Below are 19558 nucleotides of genomic sequence, written 5' to 3'. Positions count from 1 at the left end.
TGGGGAGATGTTAACAAGGAGAGAAGAGAGAAATCGGAGCTTTCACAGATCCCAAGAAGCACAGCCTTAAGGGTGAACGGTGGATTAGGGATGCTTTTGGGAGTAACTCCCTGTTCCAGAGAAAGGAGGGCAGACAGTTGGGAATGATCACACTCATATTACAAAGTCTTCTGTAACACTTGCATCACCGAGAGCCACTTTAACGCTAAATGGTTCCCCAGGTAGACCACTAAACTGGAGCTGTATATAATTATCCGCACTTCTGGCTTGGGCTTCCAGAAAAATTGACCCAAATTCATCGAGTACGGTGAGTTGTAGGTGGGGGGGTAGATACTGTTGCCCACCTGTGGGATGAAGCTGAAGCAGGATATAGGTTTTGTGTTCGGATTCGGGTTGGAGTTTAACCACTAACGCCACCGGGTAACCCGCTAACTGGATTCCTAAGTCGATGAGTTTAGCGCGACTGATGATTGCATCAGAGACGATGGGTTCGTCCAGCACTGAGTCTGGAGCGCTACGCCAATTACCGTCCATGATGGAATCTGAAAAGCCACGGAAATTAAAGGCAAGTTCAGGTTCCGTGGGAGCCAATAATGATTCAACGGTTTCCCAACCTTGCTCGAACATCTGGGTTAACCATTGGTTCAGCTTCACTCGTGTCTTGGCAAGGGCAGGAATCGACTTGGGCTTTTCTACCTCTAGCGGATTTAGGACATCGATTAAATCGTCGATGGGTTTTAGCTGCCTAATCGGTAATTCTTCGTCAGTGACAGTTTCAGTAAAACCCAACACGGTTGCCTCAAGTGAGAGCTCATCGATTTCAACCGCAATATAACCCACTCGATCTAACCAAACTTCTGGGGGAACATAGCAGCTAGATTGACCACTTCGATGAGAGCGACATTCCAAACGACCGATTCCTGTGACTTCTAAGTCAGCGACATCTGCACACAGGCGCAACACGGGATTCCAACTATCGCTTGCTTCTAGGTTGGTGGGTATGCCAATCATCTGTAAGTAATCATTAACCGCACACACCGCTAGAGTATTGAGCCGAACCTGTTCAGCTTTTTGGGGTGTGGGTTGTTCATTGGCAAACTGTTGTGCAGTACGCAGTGCTGTCTGAGTGATAGGTAGTGATAAGGACAAGTCGTCTAGCTCGTGGGTGGGGTATGTCATGGGATTATCCTTAGTATTAGTAAATTTTGGGGTTACGTACAGCAGCCACAAGACGTAGATGCGCTTTTATTTACACCCTCTACTATAGATATCCCTCTGATTCACCAAATTTACGCAGCCGGGGTAGACATTGTCGCTGGTAAAAACTACTCAACGTCGAGACTGATAGATTAAATTCTGTGGCGAGATCTTTCCAACTGGTTTCTGGGGGCAAGCGGCGCAAAATTAGGACTTGGGCGGTTACATCTTTGCGGTTGGCAATGTAGATACTCCTTAATTCTCCGTCCGCATCGTCTTCAACCCATTGTTTAACCTGTTCGAGTAGGGGAGGAACGTCGGGTTCAGAAGCAATATTCTCCAGGGGGTCAGAGTTATCGGCTGAGTCGTCAGATTTTGGGGAAACAATGTTGTTTCCATCTTGGATCTGCTTTGTGTAAAAATCGTGGAGTCGTTTCTTCAGATAAAAATTTAACCAGGTGACGATACTACCCCGCTCCGGGTCATAAGCTCTACCTGTATTGCCTTCGCAGATGTTTTGGCAGAAATAGACCCAGGTCTGTTGCAAGGCGTCTTGATAGTAAGGGGTATTCTCTCGCCAAAGCTTGGAGCTAATGACGCGAATAATCTTTGTTAGGTTTCTCTGACGCGCAGCACTTCCTGGTGGATGTTTACAGGCTTCTGCAACCAATGAGTCCATCCGTTCCTCCAGTTTATTCATTGAGCGATCGCTCCTTAAGTTTTGCTACTGCCGATTGTGTTGAGAAGAGTGCCAATTCCAGTAAACGATTTAGTCTTCTTGATTGTTCCTGCATCCAGGGAAAGGTTGATATTGATTTACCTTCACCAACACTTTTATTAAAGTCGTTCATACTTCCTTAATCGTAAATGCTTGCCTGTAAACGTAGCTTCAATATTCTCCTCGATTTTGCTGTTGTCGTCTGAATCCCAATCACCCTGCTACGTCCTACTAGAGTATCCAGGAGTCTTCCCTGAGGGAGGTGTCAGATCAGGGCTGTCCCTACTTCATTTTTCGCATATCCTGCAACGAACTCCAGAAAAAAGTACCCGTTTCGGGTACCACACCCTCTTGGATGAGTAGAGAGGGCAAGCCGATGAGACCGTCATCGGTTATCAGAGTTTGAACTGAAGGGCTACGACCTTGATTGTGAAGTTTTGTAAAGACTTGCATAACTGCTGTCGCCGGGTCAGACAAGTCAGTAGAGGTTACTCAATGCCTGTATCGCCTAAAACTAATCTGACGAATCTTGCATAAGGTACCTCGGCAACAGAGATAAGTACAACAGACAGTTAACCAAACTGGACTTGTGCAAAGGGTGGGTGCTTACCGAATAAGCAAGTTAGTAAGCTCTACTTTTTACTCGAAACCTTGTGGCAAATTAGGAGCAACTGACCATGGCTTGGTACTATTATTACGGCACGGAAGCAAGCAATTCTATCGACTTAACGGATAATTACTATTACCCGTCGTACTATACCAATCTCTACGCACTGGGTTATGGTAGCAGCGACACCCTATCGGGTGGTGCGTACTATGACATCTTATATGGCATGGGCGGCGATGATGATCTTTATGGTAAAGGTGGTAACGACTATATTGATGGTGGTGCTGGTGATGACTACATCGATGGTGGCACGGGCTATGACACGATGTATGGTGGCACAGGCAATGACCTCTATATGGTAGACAGCGCTTATGACATGGTCTACGAGTACGCCGGTGAAGGCACTAATGATTGGGTCTATTCTTCTGTCAGTTACAGCCTAGGTAGTAATGTCGAGAATCTCTACGTGTATGGAACAGCCTACTATGGTGTAGGCAACAGCCTTGACAACTACATCTACGGCAATACCTACGACAACTACCTCGATGGTGGCTACGGCAACGATACGGTTTACGGTGGCAGTGGCAACGATACTGTCTACGGTTACTACGGCAACGATAGCCTTTATGGCGAATCGGGTAACGATAGCCTTTATGGTGAGTATGGCGATGATACCGTCTACGGTGGCTACGGCGATGATTACATTGATGGTGGCACTGGCTATGATGCGATGTATGGTGGCATAGGCAACGACCTCTATATGGTAGACAGCTCTTATGACACGGTCAACGAGTACGCCGGTGAAGGTACTAGTGATTGGGTCTATTCTTCTGTCAGTTACAGCCTAGGTAGCAATGTCGAGAATCTCTACGTGTATGGAACAGCCTACTATGGTGTGGGCAACAGCCTTGACAACTACATTTACGGCAATACCTACGACAACTACCTCGATGGTGGCTACGGTAACGATACTGTCTATGGTGGCAGTGGTAACGATACTGTTTACGGTTACTATGGCAACGATAGCCTTTATGGTGAATCTGGCAACGATAGCCTTTATGGTGAGTACGGCAATGATACCGTCTACGGTGGCTACGGCGATGACTACATCGATGGTGGCACTGGCTATGACGCAATGTATGGTGGCAGTGGCAACGACACCTATGTGGTAGATAGTATCTATGACACCGTCTACGAGTATGCATCAGAAGGCACGAATGATTGGGTCTCTTCTTCCGTTAGCTACACCCTAGGTAGCAATGTAGAAAATCTCTACCTGACGGGAACAGCCTACTCTGGCTACGGGAACAGCCTCGACAACGTCATCTACGGCAATAGCTACAGCAACTACATCGATGCTGACTACGGTAACGATACAGTTTACGGTGGCAGTGGTAACGATACTGTCTACGGTTACTACGGCGACGACTATCTCTCTGCCGGTGCTGGCAACGATCTGGTTTACGGTGAGTACGGCAACGACTATCTACTGGGTGGCTACGGCAATGACACTGTAGTTGGTGGTTATGGTAATGACACAGTGAATGCCTATGGCGGTGGTGCTACGGAAATGGACTACCTCTATGGTAAAACCGGCGGTTACAACTACGGGTACACTGATGCTGATACCTACGTTCTCGGTGATTCCTACGGTGCTTACTATCAAGATGCTTCCTTGTATGGTTATTCTAGCTACGCTGTCGTGATGGACTACTCCTACTCCGAAGGCGACAAAATCCAACTGTCTGGTAACTCTAGCAACTATGTTCTTGGCTATGCCAACTACGGCGGTACCAGTGCGACAGATACCTACATCTACTCCTATAGCTACTCTGCTGGCTACGATCTGGTTGGTATCGTTCAAGATGCAACCACTCTCAACATCAGCTATGTGTAATTAGCATGGTTGGACTGGATGCAATTAGCTAAGTCTCCTAGTTTGTCGTTGATTAAGCTAACAACCCTCTTAATGTAGATTGGAAACTCCCAGTCTACATTTTGCGTTGATGAGTCTTCGGCTTTAAGGTGATATTTTGTAGATGTCGAGTTGGAAATAGTGGCAAACTCTACTGGTTTCCCCAGAACCTGCAATTGCCCTATGATGCTTGGGCAATCACCGTTGGTGGTTCCCCTGTGGGGCGATCAAAAATCCCCGACGAGTAGCTCGATTCTCGGCTAACTGTACCTGAAAACTCACGCGATTGCTCATGTCACCGCTTCTCACTTCCAATGTCCAGTTGCCAGGACGAAGCTGCCAGAATAAAGAATTAGATGAATCCATCGCTAGCTTTTCACCATTTAACCACCACTCCACAGGTTGGGTTGGCGTTGCTGCGAGTTTAAACTCTAACCGTTGCACAGCACCTGATTCGGTTGGGTACAACAGGAAGGAATCCCCCTGTCGAGGAGACACAATCTTCAAATGATTACCCGATAAGGATAATTTGCCCCCCTCTGGCAATGTGTGCGAAACGGAGGATAACGTCGCTTCACGCGGCTGCATGGCTAACCACTCATTATATTCCTCCGGTAAATTCAGCCGATATTGTGAGGGTTGCCCATCGCTTCCTGAAGATACTCCTTGATAAAAGGTATCTGGATGACGTTCGTATTCGCCCAAGTCTTCTGGATAGAAGTATTCCTGCACCACGGAAGGACAAGCTGGAGTTGGACGCATTCCAGAAAGAGCACACACTGATCGTTGTACTAAACCAGACGGAGGCGAAAAGGCTGTCGGTTCTTGATGTTCGTGTAGGTGTAGCATAATCCGATTCCACAGTGGGGCGGCACCCGTTACTCCAGAAACCTGCCGCATCGGTTCGCCATCAAAATTGCCCACCCAAGTTGCAACTGTATAGTCGGTGGTAAATCCTACCGTCCAAGTATCCCGATAATTGGAGGAGGTACCCGTTTTAACGGCGACTGGAAATGGTAAATTGAGTACCGAATCAACACCAAAAGCTTTGGCACGGGCATGAGGGTCACTTAACATATCGGTAATCAGTGCCCAAGTTGTAGCGCTGCCAATTAAGCTTTTAGGATTATTCTCTTGTTTAATCAGGGGGGAGTTGATCTGAGTTACAAGCGGTTTTACTTGTCCTTGGTTCGCCAAAATCAGATAAGCGTGGGCTAACTCCCACAAACTTACTTCACCGCTACCTAGCGTTAACCCTAATCCGTAATAGTCTGGGGGATGAGTTAAGTGTGCAAAGCCGAGTTGATGCAATCGTTGCAAAAACGTTGGCACTCCAACTTTCTCTAATACCCGCACGGCTGGAATATTCAGAGAATTCGCTAAAGCCACCCGAACTCGTACCGGCCCTTGAAAGGTTTCGCTATAATCCGCAGGACTGTAGAGTTTTGCCCCAGGAATGGCGTAACGAGTTGGCACATCGGCTAAGACGGTATTGGGGCGAATAATGCGGTTTTCCAAAGCCAATTCGTATACAAACGGTTTCAGGGTGGAACCGGGTTGGCGTAAGGCTTGGACTCCATCATTTCGACCTAATTGGGCTTCTAAAAAGTAATCGGGAGAGCCAATATATGCTAAAACTTCACCTGTATGGTTGTCTATCACCAAGGCGGCGGCATGATGGACATTATTCGGGGCGAGGGTGCGAATAATTTGCTGTACTTGGGCTTCTACAAATTGTTGCAGAGGACGGTCTAAAGTTGTTCGGATTTGGGACATCCGATGGGGAATTGAGGATTGGGGGAGTTGACTGGCTACCCAAAATAAGAAATGAGGGGCGGCAAGAATGCCTTGTTGACGGGATTGCAGGGAAATTTTTTCTTCGTAGGCTCGATCCGCCTGTTGGCGGGTGATATAGCCATCTTTAACCATACGATTGAGGACGTATACCTGCCGCCGTTTTAAGGGTTCCCAATAGTCGTAAGGATTGAGATAGTTGGGATTGTTGGGGATAGCGGCAAGGATGCTGGCTTGGGCAATGTTGAGTTCACTTGCAGACATGCCGAAATAGATGCGGGAGGCGGCTTCTACGCCATAGATGTTCCCACCCATGGGCAATCGGTTGATGTAAGCGTCGAGAATTTCCTGCTTACTCATGCCTGCGGCTAAGCGCCAGGATAGCCAAATTTCACCGAGTTTGGCGGATAGGGTGCGGGGCGCGGGTTCAAGCATCCGGGCGAGTTGCATGGTAATGGTGGATGCGCCGCTGGTAATTCTGCCTGCATGAATTGAACTGAGGATCGATCGCGCGATCGCCTTCATCTCTAAGGCACCATGTTGATAAAATCGCCCGTCTTCTGCCGCCAGAATCGCCTGGATGAAAGGGGGAGATACCTGTTCGATGGGGAGTACAGCCGTATGGTCTTGGTCGCGGGTGAGCAGGGTTCCGAGAGGAAGTCCGTTGCGATCGCTAAATTCAACGGCTTGTTGATCTTGAACCAGATCGTGAGCACGAATGGGAGCAAGATAAGGAAGCGATCGCACCACAAGCCCCAGTAGTACTACAACTAGGGTTACTTTCCAAAACCGCCGATGTGAGCGACTCAACCTCTGCCAAACCTTCTGCCGAATGTAATCCCTCATAGGACAACGTGATGGAATTACTAAATTAATTCTGTTCTTTACCTCACTTTATCCTTTCGGTCGGGATACAAGCGGTCAATTGTAATGATAAGATTAGTTTATAAATCCGCCCCAAAAATCAACTAAAATCAGCCAGATGGCAAGAAAACTTCACAGGTGACTCCGTAGTTGCGGTCTACTGCTTGACGTAAAAACTCAAGCATTTGTTTAAGGGTAAATAGATGAGAAAAAACCTGTCGTCTGCTTTTTTTTAAACGGCTAAGATAATGCCATACTAGATAAATCCAAATATTAATAATTAAACATGCCAGCGCTAGAAGATAAGTGAGAATTGCAACTAAAGTATTTTGTTGTTGAACAGCTTTGATAGATATAGATTACAACCAAACTATTTGTAGGGCACGATAATATCGTGCCCAAGCCCTGCTGCATGTGTGAACAATCGCTCACGATTGCGTTAGCAAAATACAATTAAACGCTGAATTTTCCTAAACATTAAACCGGAACAACATCACATCCCCTTCTTGCACCACATACTCTTTCCCCTCACTGCGAACTAAACCTTTTTCCTTCGCCCCATTCATTGAACCCGTAGCAACAAGGTCATTGTAAGCAACAGTTTCAGCGCGAATAAAACCCCGCTCAAAATCCGTGTGAATCGCTCCGGCGGCTTGAGGTGCTTTCATTCCCGCCTGAATCGTCCAAGCGCGAGTTTCTTTCGGGCCAGTTGTTAAAAAGGTACGCAACCCCAAAAGCTCATAAGTAGCGCGAATTAATGATTTCAACCCACCTTCTTCAACCCCTAAAGATGCAAGAAAATCTCCTCGTTCCTCTTCCGGTAACTCCACCAGTTCCGACTCCACCTGAGCCGAAACCACCACAACTTGAGCGTTATCAGTCACAGCCACTTGCCGTACTTGCTCCACCCAGTCATTCCCACTCGCCAAGTCATCTTCAGAGACATTAGCGGCATAAATCACCGGCTTGGCTGTCAGAAGTCCCAACACTTTCACCGACTCCACTTCTTCTTCCGTTAAAGTCACCTGCCTTGCTGGTTGGCCTTCATTCAACGCCGCACTCAACTGTTCTAAAGCACCCAGCTCAATCTGAGCCTCTTTGTTGGTACGAGCCTGTTTGCGAGTACGATCAATTCGGCGATCAACTTGCGCTAAATCAGATAGGGCCAACTCCAAATTAATCACTTCAATATCTCGCACTGGGTCAACAGAACCCGAAACGTGGATAATGTCATCGTCATCGAAGCAGCGCACCACATGGACAATCGCATCCACTTCCCGGATATTGGCTAAGAATTGGTTCCCCAACCCTTCGCCTTGACTGGCACCCTTGACTAAACCCGCAATATCAACAAACTCCACACGAGTCGGCACGATTTGCTCGGAGTTAGAAATTTTGGCCAGAACTTGCAGCCGCTCATCCGGCACTGCCACGACGCCGACATTCGGCTCAATCGTGCAAAAAGGGAAGTTAGCAGCATCCGCCTTGGCATTGGCAACCAAGGCATTAAACAAAGTGGATTTGCCCACGTTAGGCAGTCCAACAATTCCGGCTCTTAGCATGACAGTTTGATTAGGAGTTAGATCAGGGATTTAGATGAAGACTAAACCATCTTAAATTTTATTGGACACCAGGAACGGTTTGAGGAATCGTCCCAGGTACGGTTTGAGGAATGGGAGACGGCACAATTTCGGGTACAGGTTGGGGTACCGCCGGTTGGGGAATGGGTGCGGGGACAGGTTCTGGTACGGGTGCGGGAACAGGTTGAGGAATGGGACTGGGTACGGGTTCAGGGATGGGAGAGGGATCGGGCGATGGAGCAGGATTTGGAGAGGGTAAGGGGGCAGGTTCTGGACTGGGAATTTGTGGCTCTGGAGCGGGGTAAATCATAATTGTTAGTAATGCCAGATCTCGACTTCACCAAGGTAGAGGGAAATCCTCAACCTGACATCACCCCAAATAGCTACGCCTCGCTACAATCTACGATTAATACACTCAATCAGACAAGAGCTACTACTTCCGAGCTTTTGGCTGATAATTGTATATTTAAACAACGCGTGGCGATAGCTTTGCTGATTTGCTGTCTAGGTTAGGGGGAGGGGATGAAGGATTGCCGGATCACAGAAAACCTGCTCTTCCAAAATCCCTTGTACTTCAGCATGAAGAAACTTGCCTAGTGATTGGCTCTGTACGTTGCGTCTGATGGGGGTGCTGTTGCTTTAATCGTTGAAATGGGAAAGTAAGCAACTCAGCTTCCCTCAAGACTGCCAATTTGTGATATGATGCTAGACCAAATAAAAGCCCCTTTACTACAAGCCCTAAAAGAGCTCGCTCACAAGCCTCATGCTCCGTTTTATGCACCCGGACACAAGCGAGGGCAGGGCATCCCGCAACCCCTCGCCGATTTGTTGGGGGCGTCTGTGTTTCCGGCGGATTTGCCAGAATTACCGGACTTGGATAACTTATTTGCACCTGAAGGGGTGATCAAAGAGGCACAGGCACTGGCAGCAGAAGCTTTTGGGGCAGACCAAACGTGGTTTCTCGTTAATGGTTCCACGGTGGGAGTGATGGCGGCAATCTTAGCCACCTGTAATAGCGGGGATAAAATTATCCTCCCTCGCAATATCCACCAATGCGCGATCGCAGGTTTGGTCCTTTCGGGCGCGATCCCCATCTTCATCAACCCAGACTACGATCCGATTACGGGTTTGGCTTACAGTATCACCCCAACAGCTCTGGCTACTGCCCTCAAGCGATATCCTGACACGAAAGCAGTGATGATGCTCTATCCCACGTATCAGGGAGTTTGTGGGGATATACAAGCGATCGCTCAGTTAACTCATCAACATAACATCCCCTTACTGGTCGATGAAGCCCACGGCCCTCACTTTGCCTTCCATCCCGACTTACCGCCCTCCGCTTTATCAGTGGGTGCTGACTTAACCGTGCAATCCACCCATAAAGTTCTGGGGGCGATGACTCAGGCATCCATGCTGCATGTTCAGGGGCACCGAATTGATCGAGAGCGTTTGAGTAAATCCTTACAACTGCTACAGTCTACTAGCCCCAGCTATCTCCTCCTCGCCTCATTAGATGCCGCACGGCAACAAATGGCATTGCAAGGAGAACAACTCATGACCCGAACCTTGTATCTTGCCCAAGAGGCGAGAAGTAAAATTAGTCAACTTCCCCGATTATCTGTTTTAGAACCCCTCCACAGTCCAGGCTTTTTTGCCCTTGATCGAACACGACTGGTTGTAAAAGTCTCGGAGTTAGGATTGAGTGGGTTTGAAGCCGATGAAATTTTCCATCAACAACTCGGCGTTACGGCAGAGTTGCCCACATTGGAACATCTCACCTTTATCATCAGTTTGGGTAATACAGAAGACGATATTCAGCAATTAATCCAAGCCTTTACCACCATCAGCCAAGACAATTATTGCCCCAAGTGTGTCGCCCCTTTGCAAGATTTACTGCAAAAATGGAAAGCTGAATTGCTGTTTGTTCATCCTTCATCCTTTATCATTTGTCCGGCACTCTCCCCCCGTGAGGCTTTCTTTGCCCCAACGGAAACACTGCCCGTCGATCAAACCTTAGATCGGATGAGTGCAGAGTGGGTTTGTCCCTATCCACCGGGTATCCCAGCCTTAATGCCGGGAGAAATGATTAATCCGGCTGCGATTGAATACCTGCAACAAGTTTTGATTTTAGGGGGTACCCTCACGGGTTGTAGCGATCCCAGCCTCAAGACGTTGAAAGTAGTAAGTCATCAAAATTGAATAAATGTGTTTTTAACCTCGCGGATGGGTCAATTGGGAAAGGACAATGGCGAATGACGCATGACGAATGATAAAAAAATGTCTTCTTCACTTTGGCCTTACGTCACCCCTGGCATTCCTGATGATTTATTTGAACAGTTACCCGGTATTCCTCTAAGTCAGAGAGAGGTGAGATTGCTCTTAATTTCGGCGCTACGGATGCAACCGAACTCTTTGTTGTGGGATATCGGTGCGGGGACGGGCACCATTTCGGTCGAAATGGGATTACTGTGTCCCCAGGGTAAGATTGTGGCGGTAGAACGGGATGGGGAGGTGGCGAACCTGATTCGACGCAACTGTGAGCGTTTTGAGGTACAAAATGTCCAAGTGATTGAAGGCAGTGCTCCAGAATGCCTGAAAAACCTTCCCCAGCCACCTCAACGGGTTTGTATTGGGGGGGTGCGTCAAATCAAGAACATCCTCAAAGAAGTCTGGCAATACTTACCCCCTGAAGGGCGAGTCGTCGCCACAGCCAGTAATCTAGAAAGTCTTTATGGCATCTCCGAAGCCTTTGCTGAGTTACACGCCCGTAACATTGAGGTTGTTCAATCTGCCGTTAATCGATTGGAGACACGGGGCACCCATCAAACGTTTGCGCCAGTTAATCCGATTTTTATTCTCAGTGGTGAGAAACTTGATTAGAGGGCATTAGTAAGCTACGCTACATCAGACAGTTGGGGTCTGAAAACGCAAACGTTTTGTGACCTTTTTCAGCCCACCCCAATTCAGTTGAAGCGCCTTACTTCCTAATGCAGACGGATGGCGGTTTAGCGCCAATTCGTTACATTAAGCAAAAGCAGAGTGATTTCTTGGTGTGAGAGATGGTTATTTTCTCTGCTCTATCCTACCCCTCTCCATAACGACAGTTGCAGGCAACTGTCTTTTATCCGAAGCGTTCTATGCCCTGGTCTCGAATTTTTAGTGGAATTATTGCGATCGCCCTAGCCTTGGGGATGATCGTTCTTGGCGGATGGTACTTTACCTTCGGCTTCTGCGTCATCGTCTATCTGGGTCTATTGGAATATTTTCAACTGGTTCAGGTCAAGGGGATTGCGCCGGCTGCCAAAATCACCATTGTTGTCAGTCTCCTGCTGCTGTTTACCTCGGCTGTTTCACCCACCCTCACCGATGCCTTGTTTCCCCTAGCAGGAACATTTATCTGTTTCTATCTGCTATTTCAGCCCAAGATGGCGTCGATTGCGGATATTGCTTCCTCGATTTTGGGCTTACTCTATGGCGGCTATTTGCCGAGTTATTGGGTGCGGCTGCGAGTCGGTTGGGTTGAAGTGTCAGCCTTGCCTGCGGATGCCGTAGCGAGTGCCACGAACCTGCCTTTAAAAGGATACTGGCCTACTTCTTGGACTGATTTGGGTGCTTTACCGGAAGCGTTAACCGCCACTCTACTCGCTTTTTGCTGCATTTGGGCGGCTGATATTGGGGCTTACTTTTTCGGTAAGTTTTTTGGTCGTACTCGCCTGTCTCATATCAGTCCCAAAAAGACCGTGGAAGGGGCTATTTTTGGTCTTTTGGGGAGTATCGCTGTGGCAACGGCTGGGGCATGGTATCTGCATTGGCCCACTTGGCAACTGAGCGGTATTATTTTAGGGACGTTAGTGGGGATTGCGAGTCTTTTAGGGGACTTAACCGAATCCATGATGAAACGGGATGCTGGAGTCAAGGATTCGGGACAATTAATTCCCGGTCATGGGGGTATGTTAGACCGAACCGATAGTTATGTTTTTACAGGTCCTTTGGTTTATTATTTTGTGACTCTTTTGATGCCTTTATTCGACAAGTTTTTGTAGGGGAATAAGGGGTATTTATTGATAGAAATAGATGGGAAAAATTTTATAAATTTGCAGCCCATGAGTGACACTGAGCGCATTTCAATGCTTTTGCGATCGCCAATTTGGAGCAGGAGAGAGCGGACCCCGTTCTCTTGATAAATTTTGATACCATGTGAAACAATATCTGCATATCGTTCTATGAGTTCATTGACACAGGCTAACAATAAAAAAACTCATATTTTTACAGCAATCCTTTACTGGGAAGAGGATGTTTACGTCGCTGAATGTCCAGAGGTGGGAACTGCCAGTCAGGGAGAGCTTAAAGTCTACAAGTCGCACTGAGAGAGAAGAACCCCCTCCAAAGCCTGCCAAAACCACCCATATCTACCCCCTCCTTTCTAGGAAGGTGCCCTGGTTCTGCCTGGTTTAAGTTATAGTTAGTATCCGAGCCTTGCCAGCCTACGCGAGACACCCAATTTCCCCAAGTTTCCTCATTAATATTATCATAGTGCCCTGGCTGTTTCGAGACACTATCCAAGATATCCTTTTGCACACTAAAACCAAACTTTCCCTCTGAGTGTTTGACCCAAAGCTTGTCGATAGCACGAAGGGCTGGGCAGGGGAATTTCTCGATGTCTGAGGTATCCAAATAACCTCGTTTTTCTATACCCGCTATATTCAGCATGAGAACAGCATTTTTCTGGTCAGCACCTTTCCAGTTACGGACTTTCATTAAGTAGTTGAGTTCAGCAAACAGGTGAGCTTGAAGAGATTCCCTAACTTCGCGAATTTTCTGTTGCTTGTTTGGGTTTGAACTTTCGGATAAGAGAGCGATAAATTCTCTATGTAAATTTTCTATAGCGTTTGCTGAGAGAATTTTTTGTTTTTCAGGAAGAAACTCATCATAGATAATAATTTCGATATTTGTATCAAATTTTTGTAGCGTACTCGAAGCTTTCTTTAGGGTATCAAATGCTTCCTTGTAAGCGGTTAATGCATCTTGGATGTTCTTCTGTTCCTTGAAGAAACTCCCTTGAACTCTCTTGACGTGGACGAGAGTAGCCCACTGTTCGGGAACATCCATATTTTCTTTTGGCGGTAACCGCTTCACACTCTCTTTAAGTGTTTCTGCCGCCTGCTCCCACTGTGTCTTTGCATCTTCCTTCTCTTTGCTCTCCTCATACTGCCGTCCGAGTTGCTGATGGGCTTTTGAGATAGAAGCGAACAGCATAGCTTGTCTCAGCTCGTCGTTTGAAATGTCCATTGCTCGACTTGCTTGATTCCATCCCTCATTAGCATCAGGTGATAGACCCCTTTCTTGGAGTTTTCCAGCAACTTGAGATAGCCGCGAGATATTTTTTACACTATTAGACATCTCCGAAATATAATTAAAAACCGAAAATAAAGTGGTAATATTATAATTTACTTTTTAATTTTTACAGTAAAATGAGTAATATACCAGAGTACCTTGAAAAAAATCAACAAGAAAGTAAACGATTAATTGGACTAGAGTACGAACAGTTACAGCAATTAATAGCTGCCGCTGAATTATTACATCAACAGAAAGATATCGAGATTGAGCAAAGAAAAGTAAGGATAAACAAGGCAGGAGGAGGTAGAAGACCAAAACTATCAGTCAAAGACCAAATAATATTAACTTTGGTATATCTACACCCGGAGCCAACATTCCAGATGCTAGGAGTCCAGTTCGGAGTTAGTGAATCAACAGCGAATGACATATTTCACTACTGGTCAGAGCTATTGAGGGAATTGCTGCCTGCTAGTCTGCTGGAACAAGTAAAAAAAAATCCCGGTGAGTATAAATGGGTGCAAGAAATTCTCGCCGAGTTGGAGTTAATAGTGGATAGCTGTGAACAGCCAATACCGAGACCCAAGGACTATCAAGAACAAAAAAAGTTTTATTCAGGCAAAAAGAAAAACCATACTTTGAAAAATCAATTAATTGTCACACCAAATGGACAAGAGATTGTAGATGTTATAGTGGGAAAGCCAGGGCCGACTAGCGACATAAATATTTGGAGAGAAGGTCAATCCAAGTTAGCTCCAACACAAAAATTCAAAGGAGATAAAGGCTATATAGGAGAAGTCCAAATAGAAACTCCTCAAAAAAAGCCGAGAGCCAGGGAATTAAGCCAAGAAGAAAAACAAAAAAATCGAGAGAAAGCGAGTGAGAGAATATTTGTTGAACACGTAATTAGATTACTAAAGATTTTCCGTGTAGCCCAAGAAAGGTTTCGCCTAAGAGCCAAGAGTTATCAGAGAATAATTCTTCTAGTGTGTGGATTAGTCAGATTAAGGATTGGGACGTTATTTATAAATAGCTCAGTCTGCGACTAAATCGATAAACATTTTAGATAAAAAATAGATATATTTGGGATAATTATTGATTTGAATTAGCTGTAGCCCTAATAAAAACGTTGAAATGGTTCAAATTACCCGGCTGCGTTAAATACTTCAAAAGCAGTCAGAGACTGCTTTTGGCTATTTTCGGAGATGTCTAATACACATAGCAGATAGTGCTTTGTACACTGCCGACAACCTCAAGCGGATGAAGCAGTTGAAATATCACACCCTAGAAGCAGTAGAAATCATTGAGCAAGACCATTACTCCCAACCGGGAAGACCAGCAAAGCAAACTCGACCCACTCACAAAACCTATCACATTCAAGCCACATTGGTAGTCAATGAAACTGTCCTAGAACAACAAAGACAGCAAGCGGGACGATTCATTCTCGCCACCAATGTCCTAGACAAGGAACAATTGAATAATGATGCAGTCCTGAGTGAGTACAAAGAGCAGCAGAGTACGGAACGGGGCTTTAGCTTTCTCAAAGACCCTCTGTTTTTTGCTGATAGTGTTTTCCTGAAAGACCCAGGTCGCATTGCTGCTGTAGGGATGGTTATGGGATTGTGTCTGTTGGTCTACAACTTGGGACAGGCAGCTTTACGTCAAGCCTTAGTTCAAGCTGATGAAAGCCTCCCTAATCAATTAAAAAAGCCGACTCAGCGTCCCACCCTCCGCTGGATATTTCAGTGTTTCCAAGCGGTGCATTTGTTAGTGATTGATGGGGTTGAGCAAATTGCCAATCTTACCGATGAACGCTTAAAGATTTTGCGCTTTTTCTCTCAAGCTTGCCGGGACTACTATCTATTGTGCTGAGTTCTTCAAGTCATTGAAATACTTCAACAATTATTTCAGCAAAGTGATGCGTAGACGAGCTTTTTAGTTAACGCATCAGGCTTTTCCTGATAGGAAACAGTTCACTTTATGTTGCCAGTTACTTGACTTTTTATTGCTACTTGCTGCTTTTTGAGAACAAGCACCCGAAAAAAGTTAGCATCTCTCATCTCTAGAACGTTTCACTCGATTGAACTGGCCTGTGTTAGCCTTCAGTTCCACACAATTATCCGCTTGTGACAGTCAAAGGGCGGAATGTGGGTTAATGCCCAAATCTATCTCTTTTCTTCCCACTCGCTGGGAAAACTAATTGAATGGAAACTGCATCAATTACCAACAAATCGCGTTTATTGAGTTGCTCCTTCCCACTCGCTGGGAAAACTAATTGAATGGAAACGCAGCTTGATCTGCACGGATTTGGTCAGCTTGTTCTTTGCTTCCCACTCGCTGGGAAAACAAGTTGAATGGAAACTCATTATTGTGGTATGGGTCACCAATCGCGCTTTGGCTTCCCACTCGCTGGGAAACCTAATTGAATAGAAATACGGCGAAAAAATCCCCCGGTACTGCCGGGGGATTTTTATTATTTTTAAGTCAAGAGTAGCTCTTAAAACGAATTGCGATCGCCTTAACAATCTCCCTAATCCAGTATCATCCTCAAGGTGAAGCAAAAACTGGAATGTTTAGAGGTGCTGAGGTCTGAGTGATGATTGACCACGACCGCTTATTCAAAGAACTCCTGTCTACCTTTTTTGTAGAGTTCATCGAGCTATTTCTACCGGATGTCATCGCTTATCTAGAACCGGATTCGGTAGCATTTCTGGATAAAGAAGTATTTACTGATGTTACAGCAGGTGAGCGTTATGAAGCTGATTTACTTGTGCAAGCGCAGTTTCGGGGAGAGTTGTCTTGTTTCCTGATTCATGTGGAGAATCAAGCCAAAGCACAAGCGAATTTTGGCAAGCGGATGTTTCGCTATTTTGCTCGGTTGTCCGAGAAATATGACTTGCCAATTTATCCAGTTGTGGTGTTTTCTTATGACCAACCCAAACTTGCCGCCGCGAGTCAGTTTCACGTTGAGTTTCCCGATTTTCGAGTGCTGGAATTTAACTACCGCGTAATTCAACTGAATCGTCTCAATTGGCGCGACTATTTGGGACAGGCGAATCCAGTAGCCAGTGCGCTGATGGCAAAGATGCAGATTGCACCCGCAGACCGTGCTAAGGTAAAAGCCCAATGTCTGCGATTGTTGGTGACGTTACGCTTAGACCCAGCGAGGATGCAGTTAATTTCGGGATTTGTGGATACCTATTTAGACCTTACGGAGTCGGAGGAACAAGCGTTTCAAGACGAACTTGGTAGGATTGAGCTAGAGGAGAAGGAGCGGGTTATGGAGATTGTTACGAGTTGGATGCGAACAGGGATTGAGCAGGGGAGACGTGAGGGAATTGAGGAAGGAATTCGCCTCGGAAAAGTTTCTCTGGTAATGCGTTTGTTGCATCGCCGTCTTGGTGAGTTGGATGCGAAATTAGAGGCACGAATTGGAGACTTAGGGGTCAGTCAATTAGACGTGTTGAGTGAGGCGCTGTTAGATTTTTCGACTGTAGAGGATTTAATCTATTGGCTAGATAGTCAAGATAAGCGTGGATTAATCTCGATTATCTGGCGTCAACTTAAGCGTAAGTTTGGACAACTTAACCCAGAGGTTGAAGCACAAGTGAGGGGATTAGAGTTAGCGTCCTTGGAAGAGTTGAGTGAGGCGCTGTTAGATTTTGAAAATGTAGAAGATTTAAAGGTTTGGTTGAGGAATAGAGATGTTATACGTTAGATGTAGGGGCATCCAGGCAAAAAATGCGTAAGTCCTGGTTATCAGCTACCCGAAAAAATCTGAGAAAAGCTTACGATGGTTCAATCAATACCACAACTAATTACTGTTGATGAATTCATCAACCGCTACGGTGACGACAATCGCTACGAACTAATCGATGGGGAATTAATCGATATGGAACCCACTGGCCCCCACGAGCAAGTAGCTGCTTTTATTGGGCGAAAACTCAATGTAGAGATTGACCGTCAAGACACGGCTTATTTTATTCCTCATCGATGTCTAATTAAGCTATTAGGAACACAGACCGCTTTTCGTCCTGATGTGATGGTATTAGACCAAGCGCGACTGGTGAATGAACCTTTATGGCAACAAGAACCTGTCATTACATTAGGAGCCTCCATCAAGCTTGTGGTTGAAGTGGTCAGTACAAATTGGCAAAATGACTATGCTCGAAAAGCTGAGGACTATGCAACGTTAGGCATTCCTGAATATTGGATTGTAGACTATCTGGGTGTTGGCGGAAGAGAGTATATTGGCAAACCTAAACAGCCGACAATTACCATTAGACATCTCCGAAAATAGCCAAAAGCAGTCTCTGACTGCTTTTGAAGTATTTAACGCAGCCGGGTAATTTGAACCATTTCAACGTTTTTATTAGGGCTACAGCTAATTCAAATCAATAATTATCCCAAATATATCTATTTTTTATCTAAAATGTTTATCGATTTAGTCGCAGACTGAGCTATTTATAAATAACGTCCCAATCCTTAATCTGACTAATCCACACACTAGAAGAATTATTCTCTGATAACTCTTGGCTCTTAGGCGAAACCTTTCTTGGGCTACACGGAAAATCTTTAGTAATCTAATTACGTGTTCAACAAATATTCTCTCACTCGCTTTCTCTCGATTTTTTTGTTTTTCTTCTTGGCTTAATTCCCTGGCTCTCGGCTTTTTTTGAGGAGTTTCTATTTGGACTTCTCCTATATAGCCTTTATCTCCTTTGAATTTTTGTGTTGGAGCTAACTTGGATTGACCTTCTCTCCAAATATTTATGTCGCTAGTCGGCCCTGGCTTTCCCACTATAACATCTACAATCTCTTGTCCATTTGGTGTGACAATTAATTGATTTTTCAAAGTATGGTTTTTCTTTTTGCCTGAATAAAACTTTTTTTGTTCTTGATAGTCCTTGGGTCTCGGTATTGGCTGTTCACAGCTATCCACTATTAACTCCAACTCGGCGAGAATTTCTTGCACCCATTTATACTCACCGGGATTTTTTTTTACTTGTTCCAGCAGACTAGCAGGCAGCAATTCCCTCAATAGCTCTGACCAGTAGTGAAATATGTCATTCGCTGTTGATTCACTAACTCCGAACTGGACTCCTAGCATCTGGAATGTTGGCTCCGGGTGTAGATATACCAAAGTTAATATTATTTGGTCTTTGACTGATAGTTTTGGTCTTCTACCTCCTCCTGCCTTGTTTATCCTTACTTTTCTTTGCTCAATCTCGATATCTTTCTGTTGATGTAATAATTCAGCGGCAGCTATTAATTGCTGTAACTGTTCGTACTCTAGTCCAATTAATCGTTTACTTTCTTGTTGATTTTTTTCAAGGTACTCTGGTATATTACTCATTTTACTGTAAAAATTAAAAAGTAAATTATAATATTACCACTTTATTTTCGGTTTTTAATTATATTTCGGAGATGTCTAATCCTTGCGCGTCCTATTTTTGTCTATTAATTCAATCTTCATCACCAGGTAAAATCCGATAAAAGCCTAGCACCTCTACCAGGAAAAATATACCGAAAATCAGAGTGTACCTCAC

The 19558-nt window shown here is 45.5% G+C and carries 15 protein-coding genes and 4 pseudogenes; 10 read left to right on the top strand and 9 right to left on the bottom strand.

Annotated features, from left to right (window positions below; genetic code table 11):
- Window positions 1-153: 153 nt before the first annotated feature.
- From MIC7113_RS19040 to MIC7113_RS36615, 4 genes are all read right to left on the bottom strand, one after another.
- Window positions 154-1179: a DUF1822 family protein gene (locus MIC7113_RS19040; protein WP_015183802.1), complete on the bottom strand. Its 1026-nt coding sequence runs from the start codon at window positions 1177-1179 to the stop codon at window positions 154-156.
- Between the two features lie 82 nt (window positions 1180-1261).
- Window positions 1262-1897 carry a hypothetical protein gene (locus MIC7113_RS19035; RefSeq protein WP_015183801.1) on the bottom strand — a complete coding sequence of 212 codons (636 nt, stop codon included), beginning with the start codon at window positions 1895-1897 and terminating at the stop codon, window positions 1262-1264.
- Entirely contained in the window at window positions 1890-2048 is a 159-nt protein-coding gene (locus tag MIC7113_RS36620; RefSeq protein WP_155898047.1) for a hypothetical protein, read from the bottom strand. The genes MIC7113_RS19035 and MIC7113_RS36620 overlap by 8 nt, the downstream gene beginning before the upstream one ends.
- A 149-nt stretch (window positions 2049-2197) precedes the next feature.
- A complete protein-coding gene (locus MIC7113_RS36615; protein WP_015183800.1) occupies window positions 2198-2368 on the bottom strand; it encodes a hypothetical protein in 171 nt (56 codons plus the stop codon).
- Window positions 2369-2592: 224 nt separating this feature from the next.
- Between MIC7113_RS36615 and MIC7113_RS19030 the strand changes: the two genes are divergently transcribed.
- Complete coding sequence (locus MIC7113_RS19030) at window positions 2593-4419, top strand: calcium-binding protein (protein ID WP_015183799.1); 1827 nt, start codon at window positions 2593-2595, stop codon at window positions 4417-4419.
- A gap of 216 nt (window positions 4420-4635) precedes the next feature.
- Here MIC7113_RS19030 and pbpC read toward each other — a convergent pair whose 3' ends face one another.
- The 3 genes from pbpC to MIC7113_RS38185 all read right to left on the bottom strand — a co-directional run bounded on the left by pbpC (window position 4636) and on the right by MIC7113_RS38185 (window position 8985).
- Window positions 4636-7077, bottom strand: coding sequence for a penicillin-binding protein 1C (gene pbpC, locus MIC7113_RS19025; protein ID WP_015183798.1), 2442 nt, complete (start codon window positions 7075-7077; stop codon window positions 4636-4638).
- A gap of 488 nt (window positions 7078-7565) precedes the next feature.
- A complete protein-coding gene (gene ychF / locus MIC7113_RS19020) occupies window positions 7566-8657 on the bottom strand; it encodes a redox-regulated ATPase YchF (RefSeq protein WP_015183797.1) in 1092 nt (363 codons plus the stop codon).
- Between the two features lie 58 nt (window positions 8658-8715).
- On the bottom strand, window positions 8716-8985 hold the full coding sequence (locus MIC7113_RS38185; RefSeq protein ID WP_015183796.1) for a hypothetical protein: 270 nt from the start codon (window positions 8983-8985) through the stop codon (window positions 8716-8718).
- Window positions 8986-9374: 389 nt separating this feature from the next.
- Between MIC7113_RS38185 and MIC7113_RS19010 the strand changes: the two genes are divergently transcribed.
- The 4 genes and pseudogenes from MIC7113_RS19010 to MIC7113_RS39030 form a co-directional block, all read left to right on the top strand.
- On the top strand, window positions 9375-10874 hold the full coding sequence (locus MIC7113_RS19010; protein ID WP_015183795.1) for an aminotransferase class I/II-fold pyridoxal phosphate-dependent enzyme: 1500 nt from the start codon (window positions 9375-9377) through the stop codon (window positions 10872-10874).
- A 78-nt stretch (window positions 10875-10952) separates the two neighbouring features.
- Window positions 10953-11555 carry a precorrin-6Y C5,15-methyltransferase subunit CbiT gene (gene cbiT, locus MIC7113_RS19005; RefSeq protein ID WP_041781011.1) on the top strand — a complete coding sequence of 201 codons (603 nt, stop codon included), beginning with the start codon at window positions 10953-10955 and terminating at the stop codon, window positions 11553-11555.
- A 257-nt stretch (window positions 11556-11812) separates the two neighbouring features.
- Window positions 11813-12718, top strand: a complete 906-nt coding sequence (locus MIC7113_RS19000) for a phosphatidate cytidylyltransferase (protein WP_015183793.1) — start codon at window positions 11813-11815, stop codon at window positions 12716-12718.
- 180 nt (window positions 12719-12898) lie between these two features.
- Window positions 12899-13018: pseudogene (locus MIC7113_RS39030) on the top strand (type II toxin-antitoxin system HicB family antitoxin); the annotation flags it as partial.
- A 1-nt stretch (window position 13019) separates the two neighbouring features.
- On the opposite strand, the gene MIC7113_RS33580 reads toward MIC7113_RS39030, so the two are convergent.
- Window positions 13020-14075, bottom strand: coding sequence for a GUN4 domain-containing protein (locus MIC7113_RS33580; RefSeq protein ID WP_015183791.1), 1056 nt, complete (start codon window positions 14073-14075; stop codon window positions 13020-13022).
- Between the two features lie 71 nt (window positions 14076-14146).
- On the opposite strand from MIC7113_RS33580, the gene MIC7113_RS18990 reads away from it, so the two are divergent.
- The 5 genes and pseudogenes from MIC7113_RS18990 to MIC7113_RS18975 form a co-directional block, all read left to right on the top strand.
- Window positions 14147-15058: an IS5/IS1182 family transposase gene (locus MIC7113_RS18990; RefSeq protein ID WP_015180904.1), complete on the top strand. Its 912-nt coding sequence runs from the start codon at window positions 14147-14149 to the stop codon at window positions 15056-15058.
- A 214-nt stretch (window positions 15059-15272) separates the two neighbouring features.
- A pseudogene (locus MIC7113_RS18985) lies at window positions 15273-15881 on the top strand (IS1634 family transposase); the annotation flags it as partial.
- Window positions 15882-16605: 724 nt separating this feature from the next.
- Window positions 16606-17532: pseudogene (locus tag MIC7113_RS18980) on the top strand (Rpn family recombination-promoting nuclease/putative transposase); the annotation flags it as partial.
- Window positions 17515-17727: a DUF4351 domain-containing protein gene (locus MIC7113_RS39435; protein ID WP_226883695.1), complete on the top strand. Its 213-nt coding sequence runs from the start codon at window positions 17515-17517 to the stop codon at window positions 17725-17727. The pseudogene MIC7113_RS18980 and the gene MIC7113_RS39435, both read left to right, overlap by 18 nt.
- A gap of 75 nt (window positions 17728-17802) precedes the next feature.
- Window positions 17803-18291, top strand: a pseudogene (locus MIC7113_RS18975) (Uma2 family endonuclease); the annotation flags it as partial.
- 162 nt (window positions 18292-18453) lie between these two features.
- Here MIC7113_RS18975 and MIC7113_RS18970 read toward each other — a convergent pair.
- A complete protein-coding gene (locus MIC7113_RS18970) occupies window positions 18454-19365 on the bottom strand; it encodes an IS5/IS1182 family transposase (RefSeq protein WP_015180904.1) in 912 nt (303 codons plus the stop codon).
- Between the last annotated feature and the right edge of the window lie 193 nt (window positions 19366-19558).

Source organism: Allocoleopsis franciscana PCC 7113 (assembly GCF_000317515.1).
Taxonomy (GTDB): domain Bacteria; phylum Cyanobacteriota; class Cyanobacteriia; order Cyanobacteriales; family Coleofasciculaceae; genus Allocoleopsis; species Allocoleopsis franciscana.
This window is presented reverse-complemented; position numbering and strand designations above follow the sequence as displayed.

Coding starts and splice junctions, on each gene's coding strand:
- MIC7113_RS38185 (WP_015183796.1), bottom strand. CDS start 8,985: ATGATTTACCCCGCTCCAGAGCCACAAATTCCCAGTCCAGAACCTGCC.
- MIC7113_RS36615 (WP_015183800.1), bottom strand. CDS start 2,368: ATGCAAGTCTTTACAAAACTTCACAATCAAGGTCGTAGCCCTTCAGTT.
- cbiT (WP_041781011.1), top strand. CDS start 10,953: ATGTCTTCTTCACTTTGGCCTTACGTCACCCCTGGCATTCCTGATGAT.
- ychF (WP_015183797.1), bottom strand. CDS start 8,657: ATGCTAAGAGCCGGAATTGTTGGACTGCCTAACGTGGGCAAATCCACT.
- MIC7113_RS19000 (WP_015183793.1), top strand. CDS start 11,813: ATGCCCTGGTCTCGAATTTTTAGTGGAATTATTGCGATCGCCCTAGCC.
- MIC7113_RS19035 (WP_015183801.1), bottom strand. CDS start 1,897: ATGAATAAACTGGAGGAACGGATGGACTCATTGGTTGCAGAAGCCTGT.
- MIC7113_RS19040 (WP_015183802.1), bottom strand. CDS start 1,179: ATGACATACCCCACCCACGAGCTAGACGACTTGTCCTTATCACTACCT.
- pbpC (WP_015183798.1), bottom strand. CDS start 7,077: ATGAGGGATTACATTCGGCAGAAGGTTTGGCAGAGGTTGAGTCGCTCA.
- MIC7113_RS33580 (WP_015183791.1), bottom strand. CDS start 14,075: ATGTCTAATAGTGTAAAAAATATCTCGCGGCTATCTCAAGTTGCTGGA.
- MIC7113_RS19010 (WP_015183795.1), top strand. CDS start 9,375: ATGATGCTAGACCAAATAAAAGCCCCTTTACTACAAGCCCTAAAAGAG.
- MIC7113_RS18990 (WP_015180904.1), top strand. CDS start 14,147: ATGAGTAATATACCAGAGTACCTTGAAAAAAATCAACAAGAAAGTAAA.
- MIC7113_RS19030 (WP_015183799.1), top strand. CDS start 2,593: ATGGCTTGGTACTATTATTACGGCACGGAAGCAAGCAATTCTATCGAC.
- MIC7113_RS36620 (WP_155898047.1), bottom strand. CDS start 2,048: ATGAACGACTTTAATAAAAGTGTTGGTGAAGGTAAATCAATATCAACC.
- MIC7113_RS18970 (WP_015180904.1), bottom strand. CDS start 19,365: ATGAGTAATATACCAGAGTACCTTGAAAAAAATCAACAAGAAAGTAAA.